Source organism: Methylophilus sp. Leaf414, assembly GCF_001425425.1.
Lineage (GTDB): Bacteria > Pseudomonadota > Gammaproteobacteria > Burkholderiales > Methylophilaceae > Methylophilus.
Map to the genome: position 1 here is coordinate 52,179 of NZ_LMQQ01000002.1, position 14,627 is coordinate 66,805.

16 protein-coding genes are annotated in these 14,627 nt (G+C 50.1%); 7 read left to right on the plus strand and 9 right to left on the minus strand.

Annotated features, from left to right (window positions below; translation table 11 throughout):
* Positions 1–52 precede the first annotated feature (52 nt).
* The 9 genes from ASG24_RS04720 to hemA all read right to left on the minus strand — a co-directional run bounded on the left by ASG24_RS04720 (position 53) and on the right by hemA (position 8,262).
* On the minus strand, positions 53–739 hold the full coding sequence (locus ASG24_RS04720) for a PEP-CTERM sorting domain-containing protein (RefSeq protein ID WP_055868569.1): 687 nt from the start codon (positions 737–739) through the stop codon (positions 53–55).
* Between the two features lie 290 nt (positions 740–1,029).
* Positions 1,030–1,638: a methionine biosynthesis protein MetW gene (metW, locus tag ASG24_RS04725; protein ID WP_055868571.1), complete on the minus strand. Its 609-nt coding sequence runs from the start codon at positions 1,636–1,638 to the stop codon at positions 1,030–1,032.
* Positions 1,635–2,762: a homoserine O-acetyltransferase gene (locus ASG24_RS04730; protein WP_055868573.1), complete on the minus strand. Its 1,128-nt coding sequence runs from the start codon at positions 2,760–2,762 to the stop codon at positions 1,635–1,637. Before ASG24_RS04730 ends, metW begins: the two co-directional genes overlap by 4 nt.
* A gap of 53 nt (positions 2,763–2,815) precedes the next feature.
* A complete protein-coding gene (locus ASG24_RS04735; protein WP_055830780.1) occupies positions 2,816–3,613 on the minus strand; it encodes a TIGR01458 family HAD-type hydrolase in 798 nt (265 codons plus the stop codon).
* Positions 3,614–3,709: 96 nt separating this feature from the next.
* Complete coding sequence (gene prmC, locus ASG24_RS04740) at positions 3,710–4,558, minus strand: peptide chain release factor N(5)-glutamine methyltransferase (RefSeq protein WP_055868576.1); 849 nt, start codon at positions 4,556–4,558, stop codon at positions 3,710–3,712.
* A gap of 1 nt (position 4,559) precedes the next feature.
* On the minus strand, positions 4,560–5,408 hold the full coding sequence (locus tag ASG24_RS04745) for a hypothetical protein (protein ID WP_055868577.1): 849 nt from the start codon (positions 5,406–5,408) through the stop codon (positions 4,560–4,562).
* An 8-nt stretch (positions 5,409–5,416) separates the two neighbouring features.
* Positions 5,417–5,833 carry a GFA family protein gene (locus ASG24_RS04750; protein WP_055868992.1) on the minus strand — a complete coding sequence of 139 codons (417 nt, stop codon included), beginning with the start codon at positions 5,831–5,833 and terminating at the stop codon, positions 5,417–5,419.
* 20 nt (positions 5,834–5,853) lie between these two features.
* A complete protein-coding gene (gene prfA / locus ASG24_RS04755) occupies positions 5,854–6,936 on the minus strand; it encodes a peptide chain release factor 1 (RefSeq protein ID WP_055868579.1) in 1,083 nt (360 codons plus the stop codon).
* A gap of 66 nt (positions 6,937–7,002) precedes the next feature.
* Complete coding sequence (hemA, locus tag ASG24_RS04760) at positions 7,003–8,262, minus strand: glutamyl-tRNA reductase (RefSeq protein ID WP_055830771.1); 1,260 nt, start codon at positions 8,260–8,262, stop codon at positions 7,003–7,005.
* Positions 8,263–8,599: 337 nt separating this feature from the next.
* Between hemA and rpe the strand changes: the two genes are divergently transcribed.
* The 7 genes from rpe (at position 8,600) to trpC (ending at position 14,606) form a co-directional block, all read left to right on the plus strand.
* A complete protein-coding gene (gene rpe / locus ASG24_RS04765; RefSeq protein WP_055830769.1) occupies positions 8,600–9,307 on the plus strand; it encodes a ribulose-phosphate 3-epimerase in 708 nt (235 codons plus the stop codon).
* Positions 9,308–9,328: 21 nt separating this feature from the next.
* A complete protein-coding gene (locus ASG24_RS04770) occupies positions 9,329–10,018 on the plus strand; it encodes a phosphoglycolate phosphatase (protein ID WP_055868581.1) in 690 nt (229 codons plus the stop codon).
* A 207-nt stretch (positions 10,019–10,225) separates the two neighbouring features.
* A complete protein-coding gene (trpE, locus tag ASG24_RS04775; protein WP_055868583.1) occupies positions 10,226–11,731 on the plus strand; it encodes an anthranilate synthase component I in 1,506 nt (501 codons plus the stop codon).
* A 2-nt stretch (positions 11,732–11,733) separates the two neighbouring features.
* The gene (locus tag ASG24_RS04780) at positions 11,734–12,300 is read left to right on the plus strand and encodes an aminodeoxychorismate/anthranilate synthase component II (RefSeq protein WP_055868585.1); all 567 of its coding nucleotides are present in this window, start codon (positions 11,734–11,736) and stop codon (positions 12,298–12,300) included.
* A complete protein-coding gene (gene trpD, locus ASG24_RS04785) occupies positions 12,300–13,325 on the plus strand; it encodes an anthranilate phosphoribosyltransferase (RefSeq protein ID WP_055868588.1) in 1,026 nt (341 codons plus the stop codon). Before ASG24_RS04780 ends, trpD begins: the two co-directional genes overlap by 1 nt.
* A complete protein-coding gene (locus tag ASG24_RS04790) occupies positions 13,322–13,825 on the plus strand; it encodes a DUF3465 domain-containing protein (RefSeq protein ID WP_055868590.1) in 504 nt (167 codons plus the stop codon). Before trpD ends, ASG24_RS04790 begins: the two co-directional genes overlap by 4 nt.
* Complete coding sequence (gene trpC / locus ASG24_RS04795) at positions 13,818–14,606, plus strand: indole-3-glycerol phosphate synthase TrpC (RefSeq protein WP_055868592.1); 789 nt, start codon at positions 13,818–13,820, stop codon at positions 14,604–14,606. Before ASG24_RS04790 ends, trpC begins: the two co-directional genes overlap by 8 nt.
* Positions 14,607–14,627: the final 21 nt, after the last annotated feature.

A 14,627-nucleotide genomic window follows, 5' to 3' on the forward strand; every position in this document is an offset into this window, starting at 1 on the left:
TAAAAAGCCCCGGCAACAACCGGGGCTTTTTTCATGGCTGCATATTATGAGCTTACTTGCTGCGACGACGAGCTACAAAACCCATCACGCCAAGACCCAGTAACATCATGGCGTAGCTATCAGCCTCAGGAACGGCGGACGCTGATGCCACCTGGTCCACCTGGAAAGCCAGTGCTTGTGAGAAGCCAGCGCTGAAACTCAGAGTGTAAGAAGTGATGGGGGTAGAAACACCACTCAGATCCCAGGAGTAGCGGTAATAGTCATCCACAGTACCGGTATTCCCAAAGTTTACCAATGCGCCGGCAATCGCCTGGTTACCGCCGTTGTAGCTCAGCGTAATGGTATAGGCCTCACCACCGAATGAAGCATTAAAGTCATTAACGATGCCCTGGAATACCAGTGAGCCGATGTTGTTTGAAACAGTATTATCAGTAAAGGTCAGGTTCCCATCGCCGTACAAACCGAAGCCGGCGGGGTAGTAGCTGCCGGAAATTTGCGTCAGCAATGCATCGCCTGAACCTGCCACGTTACCAGCTGTTCCCGCTGCCAGCTGGGCTGCAGTCAATGGATTAGCAGCGCCATTATTATCAACACGGTTACGGTTAAGCTGGTTCCAGCCGGCGAAAGAAACAGAATTGGCAATGTCAACGAAACTGCTGTAAGTGGTATTGGCTTGTGCCAGACCAGCGATTGCGAACAGGCTTGCACCGATAACGATGCTGAGATATTTAGCTTTCATATGACTAACTTCCTTTGAGTAATTATTAATGACTGGCATCTTTAATAAGTGCCAGAATTGTTAACTGGCCGCGTTACTCACAAACGTCTTTACCATGTATTCCCATTTAAATGATAATGGGAACTATTATCATTATCGACAAATATCAGGCTTAGTCAAGCGCGTGTTGTTTAAAAAATTAAATCTTTAGTTGAAGTGAAGGGCGTGCAGCGTTGGCATTGAATCAACGCGGATTAAGCAGTCTATAAGAAATGTGAGAGAAAACTTCTTCCCGTAGCAAAGAAGCTGATTTATGTATGATTACTCTTAAGGCGGTACATAGCCAAGTTGCCCATCAGATTTGGCAGTAAATGCACATCTTCACCGTCTGTAATGACTTTACGTTCAATCACTTGTATGTGGTGATTATTGCAAAATTCATCAAAATCGTGAATCGTACATAAGTGCACATTAGGCGTGTCGTACCATTGATAAGGGAGAGTTTTCGATACTGGCATATTACCGGTGGCGATTTGTAAACGGTTACGCCAATAACCAAAGTTGGGGAAAGTCACAATCGCTTCTCGGCCGACACGCAGCATTTCTTCAACAATAGTTTCGGTATTGTGCATGGCTTGCAAGGTCTGCGACAGGATCACCGTATCAAACGACTGGTCTTCAAACCCGGAAAGACCTTCTTCAAGGTTCATCTGGATCACATCGACACCATTTTTCAGCGCTTCCAGCCAGTTGGCATCGTCTTTTTCGATGCCATACCCGGTGGTATCCAGCGTTTCATGTAAATGCGTCAGCAAGGTGCCATCCCCACAACCTAAATCCAGCACCTTGGTTTTTGCGCGTACCCAGTTTGTAATTAATGCAAAATCTGGGCGAATATTTGTTATATTTGCATTTTTCATACTTTTACCTGCTCAAGGTAAGCACGCATGATGTCGTGATAATGCGGGTCCGGCATCAGGAAGGCATCATGACCATGTGCTGAGGTGACTTCAGCATATTTCACCGGCAATGCGTTATCCAGCAGTGCCTGCACAATTTCGCGAGAACGACTTGGTGAAAAACGCCAATCGGTAGTGAACGAAATCACGATGAATTTGGCTTTTGCATGTTTCAGCGCTTGGCTTAAATTGCCGCCAAACGCTTTTGCCGGATCAAAATAATCCAGTGCCCGCGTCATGCGCAAATAGGTATTCGCATCAAATTCACCGGCGAATTTATCGCCCTGGTAACGCAGGTAAGACTCCATTTCGAACTCAACATCGAAACTGTATTTAAGCTCGCCATGGCGTAATTTACGGCCGAATTTTTCACCCATCACATCATCGGAAAGATAAGTGATATGACCTAACATACGCGCGATGCGCAAGCCTCGGCGCGGCACGGTGCCATGGTTGTAATAATCACCTTCATAAAACTCAGGATCGGTAATAATGGCCTGGCGTGCGACTTCATTAAAAGCCATATTCTGGGCGGTCAGGTTAGGGGCTGAAGCAATCACGAACGCGTGACGCACACGTTCTGGATAGGCAATATTCCATTGCAGGGCTTGCATTCCGCCAAGGCTACCGCCTATGACTGCAGCCAGTTGCTCTATCCCAAGGTAATCCAGAAGGCGTGCCTGCGACTCCACCCAGTCTTCAACAGTCACTACTGGAAATGTTGCACTGTAAGGCCGGTCGGTCAGCGGATCGACACTGGAAGGGCCACTACTGCCGTGACAGCCACCCAGGTTATTCAGGCCGATCACGAAAAATTTGTTGGTATCCAGCGGCCTGCCGGGGCCAATCAGGTTATCCCACCAGCCTGGGTATTTGTCATCTTCTGAATAACGGCCAGCCACATGATGGTTGCCCGATAATGCGTGGCAGATAAGCACCGCATTCGATTTGGTCGCGTTTAGTTTGCCGTAGGTTTCATAGGCAAGATGGTATTGCGGCAAGATGGCGCCGCTTTGCAAAGCGAGTGGTTCGTTGAAATGCGCCACCTGCGCTTTAACAATACCAACAGAGTTTGATTCAGACATGCCGCGATTATACTATGCAGCATGCTTAACGGCGAGTCAGCGTGCCTCGGCTTTTATTGCGGTGCCGCAGAAAGGCAACCTAGTAAAGCAGGCAGCTCGGCCACCGAGTTAATCATCGCATCCGGGTTCACGGCAGAAAGCCGTGTATAGGTTTCACGGTATTTGCCAGTTTTCACCAGCACACCGTGCAAACCGGCATCCTGAGCGCCGCCAACATCGGCATCAATATCATCGCCCACCATCATCACTTCAGAAGGTTTCATGCGCAGCGAGTCCACAACAATATTGAAAAAATGGCGGGAAGGCTTACCCATCAGCATGGCTTTGGTATTACTGGCATATTCCAGGCCGGTCACAAATGCCCCGATATCCATCTGCAACCCGCTTTCGGTCTGCCAGAAACGGTTTTTATGAATAGCAATGAGTTGCGCACCATTCACCAGGCAATGGAATACCTCATTCAGCAATGCATAAGACCATTGATCGCCGATATCGCCTACCACCACATAATTGGCTGCAGTTTCAGATTGGTCAAAACAGGCAAAATCCTTTTTAATGTCTTCAGCCAGAAGTAACTTGCACACCGGGTTAGGCTGTTTTTTCAGATGCTGGATGGTCGCTTGTGGTGCACTCATGATTTCTTCAGGCACCGTATTGAAGCCCAGCCGGTTTAGCTTTTGTTGTAAAGAGTCTAGCGACAGCGTGCTGGTATTGGTTACAAACCGCACGGCGATGCCGGCTTTGCGCAACTGGGCAACCGCAGCCAAAGCGCCCGGAATCAATTGGTCACCAATATATAAAACACCATCGAGATCAAACAGGACAGCTTTTATTGCACTGAAATTAAACATAAGCGGCCTTTCTTGCTGCAGTGATATAGACCGGTTGCAGCAAGAATCGTGCACAGCGGGGAATTACTTTTAAGGGGAATTGTTTGCTAGCCGTAGTCAAGTTGCCAGCCATTGCGCCAGCGTGACTCTGGGATTGCCGCCCAGATCGTGTAAGGTTTGAATATTCAAAAATCCAGCTGCCTGATAGAGCTGCTGCACAGCATCCGCCTGGTTATAGCCATGTTCCAGCATCAGCCAGCCACTATTATTCAAATGTGATGGTGCTTTTGCGATAATCTGCCGTATATCCGCCAGGCCATCTTCGCCTGCGGCCAGCGCAGACAGTGGCTCAAAGCGTAAATCACCTTGCGATAAATGCAGGTCAGCAGATTCGATATACGGTGGATTGCTCACAATCAGATCAAAAGTCTGCTGGCCTAGCTGAGAAAACCAGTCACTTTGCAGCAAGGTTAAATTATTTAGCTGCAGGCTGTGCATGTTTTCATGCGCGACTGTTAGCGCAGCTTCTGAAGCATCTACCGCGGTCACATGTGATTGAGATGCATGTTGCGCAATGGCTAAGGCAATGGCGCCACTACCGGTGCCCAGATCCAGTATCTGCATGGGGCTGGAAATTTTCTGTAGTGCTGCTTCTACCAGGGTTTCAGTATCCGGGCGGGGAATCAGCGTCGCTGGCGTGACCTTGAGCTTAAGGCCATAGAATTCGCGATACCCAAGAATATAGGCCACCGGCTCGCCTTGCACACGGCGTTGTACCAGCTGGTTAAAGTCCATAGCCTGTTGTTCAGTCACCGCATCAGTCGCATGTGCCAGCAGCCAGGCCCTGTTAACGTCCAGCACATGCATCAGCAGTATTTGCGCCTCCACACTGGCCTCAGCCGCAGCAACAGATTCTGCCAATTGTTGCCGCGCGTGCCGCAATAGTTGTTGCACAGGTTGTGTCATCCTATCTAACTCCGGCGGCTTTACGCAGGGCAATGGCCGTGGCATTTCCTTGTTTGGCCGGGTGGCGTACTGCGTGGCGGATGACCCACTTCAATTCTTTATCGGCGTTACTCAACCAGCGGTCACATAGTTCAAAGGCAATCTCGGGGTGGTCTTTGGCAATATCCCCCAAATGATTGGCCACACTGCGTCTCACATAAAGACTCGGGTCACTTTTCAATGCATCCAGAATGGGCAAGGTTGGCGTCGGATCTTTAATCAGTTGCGGAATGCGCGCCCCCCATGGCAAACGGGAACGGGTACCTTCCGAGCATAAGCGCCGCACATGCGGATCCGGGTCATCCAGCCATTGCGTAATCTGGTTGAGCGTGCGGTCAAAGTCATGAATCATGAATGGGCGGATGGAGAATTCAGCGGTAAAGCGTCGGGTTAATTCATACTGTGCATGCATGGCTGTATCAAACGGATCTTCACCTGCGTTGTGCGAAACATCACGGCCATATTCCGCCACAAAACGGGTATGCGGCAGATAAAAAAACACGCTCAGACCCAGGCGCTCGGTATGCACGTTAGCTGGGGTCAACGTTTTAATTAATACTTCGGTCGCATCGGCAAATTTGGCAGGGAGAGTAGCTTTCAGCGCGGCAGCAATATGTGCTGAACGGTCCATAAAACCAAGCGGCGCAATGTTGGTAAGCGCTAACTGCTTGAATGCCTGCTCATCAAATCCTGTATGCACCAGCGCAATATTATGTGCCAGGCAATCGATTGCTTCACTATCCAGAATAAATTTGATCGGCTGGTCTTTTTGGATGCTACGCGGTGCGGTGGGGAGACGGAACTGATACATAAGTATTGCTAGTAAGGGCGTTCATCATATTGCGGCGCATCATCATGAATGTCATGCCATTCAGCTTTGGACGCAACGAATATGTGCGCAGAAACTTTTTCTTCCAGCGGTGTATCCAGCGATCCTATTCGCACCCGCACGACTGTGGGATCATTTTCCCGGTAAGCGATGATCGGAGAGCCGCACAAACCACAAAACGTCCGATTAACGCCAGCTTCAGTACGATAGTTTTTTAAATGCTGTTGGCCACGCGTGATGACAAAATTTGTTTGCAAAACCGGCGCAACTGCTGCGAAGGCTGAACCGCTCGCTTTGCGGCAACGCTGGCAATGGCAATAAACCACTTTTTCGATGGTACCTGCAATCTCATAGCGCACTGCTTCGCAGAGGCAACCACCTTGATGCTTGTCGTCTGTTTGTGTCATAGCGTGGTCAAATGCCAAGCTTAGTTTTCTTCACCCAGGCTCGCCAGCAGATCAGCCTGGTACTCATTGGAAAGGGCGCCTATCAACTCGTCCATATCACCTTCGGTAATCGCTTCAATCTTGTACAAAGTCAGGTTGATACGGTGGTCGGTAATCCGGCCTTGCGGGTAATTGTAGGTACGAATGCGCTCAGAACGATCACCGGAACCAATCAGGTTGCGGCGTTCCGAGGCGATCTTGCTTTGCTGTTCATCCACTTGTTTGGCTTTGATGCGTGCCGCCAGCACCTGCATGGCTTGTGCCTTGTTGGCGTGCTGGCTGCGGCCATCCTGACATTCCACGACAATGCCGGTAGGTGCATGGGTAATCCGCACCGCAGAATCGGTCTTGTTGATGTGTTGACCACCGGCACCGCTGGCACGAAAGGTATCGATACGAATATCGGCCGGGTTGATTTCGACATCACCGACTTCTTCCACTTCAGGCAGAATGGCTACCGTACAGGCCGAGGTGTGGATACGGCCCTGGGTTTCAGTATCCGGCACGCGTTGTACGCGGTGACCACCGGATTCGAATTTGAGTTTTGAGTAGGCACCATAACCATTGATCTTGGCAATAATCTCCTTGTAACCACCCACTTCACCTTCGTTGGCAGAGACAATTTCCACCTTCCAACCCTGGCGGTCAGCATAGCGCGAGTACATGCGGAACAGATCACCGGCAAACAGGCCGGATTCATCACCACCAGTACCGGCACGGACTTCGAGGAAAATACTTTTATCGTCGTTGGGGTCTTTGGGCAGTAACAGTTTTTGCAACGCCAATTCCACTTCTTCCAGACGCTGCTTGCCGCTCTCTATCTCTTCCTGCGCAAACTCTTTCATTTCCGGGTCGGAGAGCATGGCATGCGCTTCTTTCAGGTCGGATTCGGTTTGCACATAAATATGATATTGCTCAACAATAGGCGTGATTTCCGTATGCTCCTGCATGATCTTGCGGTAATTATCCATATTGTCAGTGACGCCTTCGCTACTCAGCAGGCGGTTGATTTCTTCGAGGCGCTCGCTTAAGTTGGCGAGCTTTTGCAACATACTTGGTTTCATCTTGTTTGCCTAAAATTCAATACTGGCTGCAATGTCTTCCGCCAGCTTTGGTCATACTCAATTAAATTAATCTTTTAACTGGAAAAGTTGTTTCACCAGATGCTCGATATGCGCATGTGCATCGCCTTGGCTATTGTTGAGCACATGACTGGGGCCATGTAAAAACTTATTGGTCAGTGCATTGCTGAGTTGTTCGAGCGCTTTTTCCGGTGATTCGCCTTTTTGCAGCAGCTTGAGTGCTTTTTCAAGTTCAGCTTTCCGCACTGTATCCGCCTGGTCACGCAGGGCTTTAATTGTGGGCACTGCTTCGCGCTGCTTGAGCCAATGCATAAAGTGCTCTACACGTGCGTTGACGATCAACTCGGCATTCACCGCCGCTTCCTGGCGATTACCTATGCCTTCCGAGACGACTTGCGCCAGGTCATCTACCGTGTATAAAAACACATCGTCTAACGCTGAGACTTCAGGCTCAATATCGCGTGGTACTGCCAGATCGACCATAAACATCGGACGGTGTTTACGCATCTTGATCGCGCGCTCCACCATGCCCAAGCCGACCAGCGGTAACTGGCTGGCTGTACTGGTGATCACAATATCAAACTCGTGAAAGCGTTCAGGCAGGTCATTCAGTAAAATGGCCTGCATGTTCAAACCCTGGCTGCGGATTTTGTCTGCAAGTTGTTCGCCACGCTCCAGGGTGCGGTTAGCGACGGTAATTTTTTTCGGTTTTTGTGCGGCGAAATGGTCGGCACATAACTCAATCATTTCACCGGCGCCGATAAACAGCACGCTTTGTGCGCTTAGGTCACCAAAAATACGTTGTGCCAGTTTCACCGCGGCAGCGGCCATCGAAATCGAGCTGCCGCCAATATCGGTATTGGTGCGTACTTCTTTGGCGACTTCAAACGTACGCTGGAACAATTTGTGCAGCATGGTGCCCAACGTACCAACATCCTGTGCAATTTTTACCGATTGCTTGAACTGCCCAAGAATTTGCGCCTCACCCAGCACCATGCTATCCAGGCCACTGGCAACGCGAAAAGCATGTTTGACCGCTTCGTGGCTGCTCAGTGTGTAGGTATAAGGCATCAATTGCTGAGCTTCCAGCTTGTGGTAGTTGGCAAGCCAGTCGATGACGGTTTCTGGCCGGATAGACTGCACATAGATTTCAGTACGGTTGCAGGTGGAAAGAATGGCAACTTCAGACACGTTGTGGCGCGTCAGATCTTCCAGCGCATGCGGCAGGTTTTCGTTGTTGAACGCAACGTTTTCGCGGATAGCGATGGGTGCGGTGGTGTGGTTCACACCAATGGTAAACAGTTGCATAGCGCTATTTTACCTTTGAGAGCAGGCAAAGAGATAAATAAACTAACGCATGCAGGTCGTTCATGGTTGATTCGATTGGTGCCCGTAGCAAAGGTGCCGACATTTTCTTACATTAGCGGTTAGCAAGCAAGAATCCTGTCAATTTGGCGTGGAATGGCATTTGACTCCGAATGACGGTAAAATATTGGTTTTACAATAAAAATTTTCAGAAAACTCGAAATAAGCAAGTGGCGGGATAAAGTGCAAGGCGCACGGAACGCAGCAATTTGCCCGCGTAGCCGCTGATTACGTGTTTTCTCAGATTTATTTCATTGAACTTCAGATACGGAACACCAGCATGGACAAAACTTTTCGCATTGCCCCCAGTATTCTTTCTGCCAACTTCGCCAAATTAGGTGAAGAAATTGAAAACGTGATCAAATCCGGTACCGACATCGTCCACTTTGACGTGATGGACAATCACTATGTGCCTAACCTGACGATTGGACCGCTCGTATGCGATGCCATTCGCGATTTGTCACATAACGTCGGCGCATTGATCGACGTACACCTGATGGTGAAACCGGTTGACCGCATTATTCCTGACTTCGCCAAAGCTGGTGCCGATATCATCACTTTCCACCCGGAAGCGTCTGACCACATTGACCGCAGCCTGGCGCTGGTACGTGATAGCGGCTGTAAATCCGGCCTGGTATTCAATCCGGCAACACCATTGCACTACCTGGATTACGTGATGGACAAAGTCGACATGATTTTGCTGATGTCGGTTAACCCGGGTTTTGGCGGCCAGAAATTCATTCCGGAAACACTGAACAAATTAAAAGAAGCACGTGCACGTATTGATGCCTACTACGAGAAAACCGGCCGCCAGATCTGGCTGGAAGTGGATGGTGGCGTAAATGCCAACAACATCGCTGACATCGCCAAAGCCGGTGCTGATACATTTGTAGCCGGTAGCGCGATTTTCGGTTCACCTAAAGACACCGACCCTAACCGATACGACACCGTTGTAGCGGCGATGCGCGCTTCTTTAGCGACTGTTTAATTTTATAAAAAGTCTTTTGTGATGCGGTTTCAAGTCAAGCTGGTGATGTTCGATCTGGACGGTACCCTGCTTGATACCGCACCGCAAATTGCCGAAGCCGCCAATCGTATGCTGGTGGCACTAAACAAGCCCATGCTGCCACAGGCACAGATCAGCACCTATATTGGTGAAGGCGTGCAAAACCTGATCAAGCGTTGCCTGACCGGGAATCCGCATGACGAACCGGACGCTGAACTGTTTACCCAGGCTCAGCCGCTATACCATGATTTTTACGAGAAAAATGCAACTGACAGCCAGCCATTTCCCTCAGTGGTTGCAGCTCTACAGCAATTGAAGGCGCATGGTTACTTGCTCGCCTGCGTCACCAATAAACCTGAAAAATTTACCATGCCTTTGCTGGAAAAAGCCGGCCTGGCGGATTTTTTTAAAATCGTCGTTTCAGGCGATACTTTACCCAAAAAGAAACCCGACCCGCTGCCGCTGTTGCATATTTGCCAAAAACTAGGCGTGTTGCCCGCTGAGGCCGTGCTGGTAGGGGACTCGGAAACCGATATCCAGGCAGCGCAGGCAGCAGGATGCTTTGTAGTCACCGTGCCTTATGGGTATAATCAGGGTCGCCCGATTGACGAGGCAACCGTGGATGCCACGGTGCAGCAGCTCACCGAGGTGGTGGACTTGCTGGAGTTACCCGCTCTCTTAAAGCGGGGATAAAAAACTATTTAAATATCATGATGTTTTGTGCTCATCATTCTTCCAGTTGGCCAGTGTTAAGCTGGCGTCGTTCGTGGCGGGGCTAACTTAGCTAGACTAGGGCCAGCCCGCAAGCGCCCTGCCTTAAAAAAATAGTTCGCGTTATTTGCACTAATCTGTTGCCTCTGATGAAGCGACACACTCAACGAACAATCTGGAAAAAGCATCATGTTAAGCACTCTGAGCAAGACCGAATTTGACGCGCTGGCGGCGCAAGGGTACAACCGTATCCCGCTGGTGATGGAAACCTTTGCCGATCTCGATACGCCGCTGTCGCTGTATCTCAAGCTGGCTAACCAACCCTACTCTTATTTGCTGGAAAGCGTACAAGGCGGCGAACGCTTTGGCCGCTATTCAATTATCGGCCTGCCTGCCACCACACGCATTGAGGTGCGTGACCGGCAATTGCAGGTGATCCACGACGACACAGTCATCGAGTCGCATAACGACCAAAATCCGCTGGACTTTATCAAAGCCTACCAGGCAAGGTTTAAAACACCGCCCTATGAAGGTTTGCCCCGTTTTACCGGCGGCTTGGCCGGTTATTTTGGCTACGAGACGATTCAATATATTGAAAAGCGCCTGGGCAAGCAGAAAAAGCCGGATGCGATAGGCACGCCGGATATCCTGCTAATGGTGTCTGAACAAATCGCCGTCATCGATAACCTGTCTAGCAAACTGTATTTTATTGTCTATGCTGACCCGGCGCAGCCGAATGCCTACGAAGCTGCACGTGATCGTATGCAGGCCTTAATGGCAAAACTGCGTGCCCAGGTCGAAATCCCGGCGGCGCTGCCTACCAGTAAAACTCAGGCATTATCAGAATTTGGTGAAGACAACTTCAAGACGGCAGTGAAAACCGCCCAGCGATATATCCTGGAAGGCGACATCATGCAGGTGGTACTTAGCCAGCGCATGTCACAGGATTTTGAAGCTTCTCCGCTCAGCCTTTATCGCGCATTGCGCAGCCTGAATCCATCCCCATATATGTTCTACTACGATATGGGTGACCATCACGTAGTCGGCGCTTCACCGGAAATCCTGGTGAGGCTGGATAACACCACAGTCACCTCTCGCCCGATTGCCGGTACACGCCCACGCGGCAAAAACCGCGACCATGACCTGGCACTGGAAGCCGAGTTGCTGGCTGACCCTAAAGAGCGTGCCGAGCATGTGCAATTAATGGATTTGGGCCGTAATGATGTTGGCCGTGTCGCGCTAACGGGGACAGTAAAGGTCACCGACAATATGACGATTGAGCGTTATTCACATGTCATGCATATCGTCAGCAATGTCGAAGGCCAGCTTAAACCCGGACTGGATGCGATTGATGTGCTGAAAGCGACTTTCACCGCGGGCACAGTTTCCGGTGCACCTAAAGTACGCGCCATGGAAATCATTGAAGAACTGGAGCCATCCAAGCGAGGTATTTACGCTGGTGCGGTTGGTTATTTGGGCTTTAACGGCGATATGGATGTGGCGATTGCCATCCGTACCGCCGTCATTAAAGACAAAAAACTGTATGTACAGGCTGGGGCGGGCATTGTGGCAGATTCGATTCCGCAAAGTGAATGGGATGAAACCCAGAATAAAGCCAAAGCCGTTATACGTGCCGCTGAATTAGTACAAGCCGGTCTGGATAGCGCAGCCCAATTAACAGGAAAAGGAGCCTGAATATGTTGTTAATGATCGATAACTATGACTCTTTTACCTACAACCTGGTGCAATACCTGGGCGAGTTGGGGCAAGACGTACACGTACACAGAAACGATGAGATCACGCTGGAGCAGATCAAAGCGATGCAACCGGAAAAAATCGTGATTTCTCCCGGCCCGTGTACGCCAAATGAAGCCGGGATTTCTGTGCCACTGATTCATGAGTTTGCCGGCAAGATTCCTTTGCTGGGCGTGTGCCTGGGTCACCAGAGCATAGGCCAGGCCTTTGGCGGCAACATCATCAAAGCCAAAACGCTGATGCATGGTAAAACTTCATTGATCCACCATACCAATGCCGGTGTGTTCAGAAACCTGCCTAACCCGTATACGGCCACCCGCTACCATTCGCTGGTGATTGAGCGCGAAACCATTCCGGATTGCCTGGAAATCACCGCCTGGACTGACGATGGCGAGATCATGGGCGTCCGGCATAAAACCCTGGCGATAGAAGGCGTGCAGTTCCACCCGGAGTCGATTCTGACCGAACACGGGCATGCATTGCTGGATAACTTCCTGAAAGGCTATTAATGGCCATCACGCCTAAAATCGCAATACAGCGGCTGATAGACCACACCGATTTCACGCATGAAGAAATGCTGGAGATCATGCGCCAGATTATGAGCGGGGAGTTTACCCAGATCCAGATTGCCGGTTTCTTGTCTGCCCTACGTGTCAAAGGCGAAACCGTGACCGAAATCGCAGCGGCGGCGCAAATGATGCGCGAGCTTTCCAGCAAAGTGGATATCAGCGATACCCGTCACTTGATTGATACCTGCGGTACCGGCGGCGCGCCGAACAAGGTATTTAACGTCTCGACTGCATCAGCCTTTGTGGCCGCAGGTGCAGGCGCAAAAATCGCCAAGCATGGCGGCCGGGCTGCTTCTTCAAAAAGTGGCTCCGCCGATGTGCTGGAAGCGCTCGGGGTGAATATCGCTCTGACACCTGAACAGGTGGTGCGCTGTGTCAATGAAGCAGGCATAGGCTTTATGTTTGCGCCCAACCATCACTCTGCCATGAAATATGCGGCACCGGTACGTCGGGAACTGGGTGTGCGTACCATGTTTAACCTGCTGGGACCAATGACCAATCCGGCCGGTGCCAAACGCCAGGTCATGGGCGTGTTCCACCGTGATCTGGTGCCATTATTAGCGCAAACTTTAAAGCAACTAGGCAGCGAACATGTGATGGTTGTGCATAGTGCCGATGAAATGGATGAAATCTCTTTTTCTGCCGACACCTACGTGGCCGAACTCAAAAATGGCAACATCACGGAATACACAGTCAATCCAGCGCAGTTTGGCATGCCATTGCATGATATCAACAGCATACGCGTTGAAAGCGCGCAGCATTCCAGCGAAATTATCCTTGGCCTGTTATCTGGCGAAAAAGGTCCGGCAAGAGATATTGTGTTGCTGAATGCTGGTGCCGCCATTTATGTTTCTGGCCTTGCTAATGATTTATCGTCAGGGATTGCACAAGCGGCAGCGTCAATTGATTCGGGCAATGCGTTGAATAAATTGCATCAATTAAAGGCGTTGAGCCAGGCCGCATGAAGCATTATTTTCTGATTGCGGTGTTATGTTTACTGGCAGCTTGCCAGCAAACGTCACAACAAAATGCGAGTAACAATTATTCAAGCAAGCAGACGCAATCTACTGTTGAAGTTAAATCGCAGGTACAAACATTAAACCTGCAATCACTGTCTTCCGGGCTGGCAACTGAAGAAAATTCAGCAGTAAAACAGGCCTTTGCACAAAAGCAAAGTCATGTCTGGCTGGAAGGTAATGGTATCGTCAGGAAACTGCTGTCGGACGATAACAAAGGCGCAAGGCACCAGCGCTTCCTGGTGACTGTATCCCCCGAGCAGACATTGTTGTTTGCACATAATATTGATCTTGCGCCACGCGTGGCGGAGCTAAATGTAGGCGATCAGGTACAGTTTAAAGGTGAATATATTTACAACCCCAAGGGCGGCATCATGCATTGGACGCATCATGATCCGCAAGGTCGTCAAGGTGGTTGGATTAGAGTTAACGGACAAACTTATGAGTGATATCTTAAATAAAATCCTGGCAACCAAAGCTGAAGAGATTGCTGCCGCGCAAGCGAAAATATCTTTGGCAGAAGTCCAGGCACTGGCTGCACAACAAGCACCCGCGCGTGACTTTGTCGGGGCGATTCGCAATAAGATTGCTGAAGGCAAAGCTGCCGTGATTGCCGAGATTAAAAAAGCCAGTCCCTCCAAAGGTGTGATTCGCGAAGATTTTAAGCCAGCAGAAATTGCCGCCAGCTATGAGCAAGGTGGCGCTGCCTGTTTATCGGTCCTGACTGACGAGCAATATTTCCAGGGCTCTGCCGATTACCTGAAACAGGCCCGCGCAGCTTGTACTCTGCCAGTGCTACGCAAAGACTTTATGGTAGATGTCTACCAAGTCTATGAAGCCCGTGCCATGGGTGCTGATTGTATTTTGCTGATTGCCGCCGCACTTACGCTGCCACAAATGCAACAACTGGAAAGCGTCGCGCATAGCCTGGGCATGGCAGTGCTGGTAGAAGTGCACAATGGCGAAGAGCTGGCACAAGCGGTACAGTTGACCACGCCATTACTAGGTATCAATAACCGCAACCTGCGTACATTTGAAGTCACGCTGGATACCACACTGGGTCTGCTGGATAAAATCGCCAGCGACAAGATCGTGGTGACCGAGAGCGGAATTTTTACCACTGCCGATGTCAAACTGATGCGCGACAATGCTGTAAATACCTTCCTGGTCGGTGAAGCATTTATGCGACAGGAAAATCCTGGTGCCGAACTTGCGAAGGTATTTGCCTAACCAGTTTTAATCAAGTTGTTA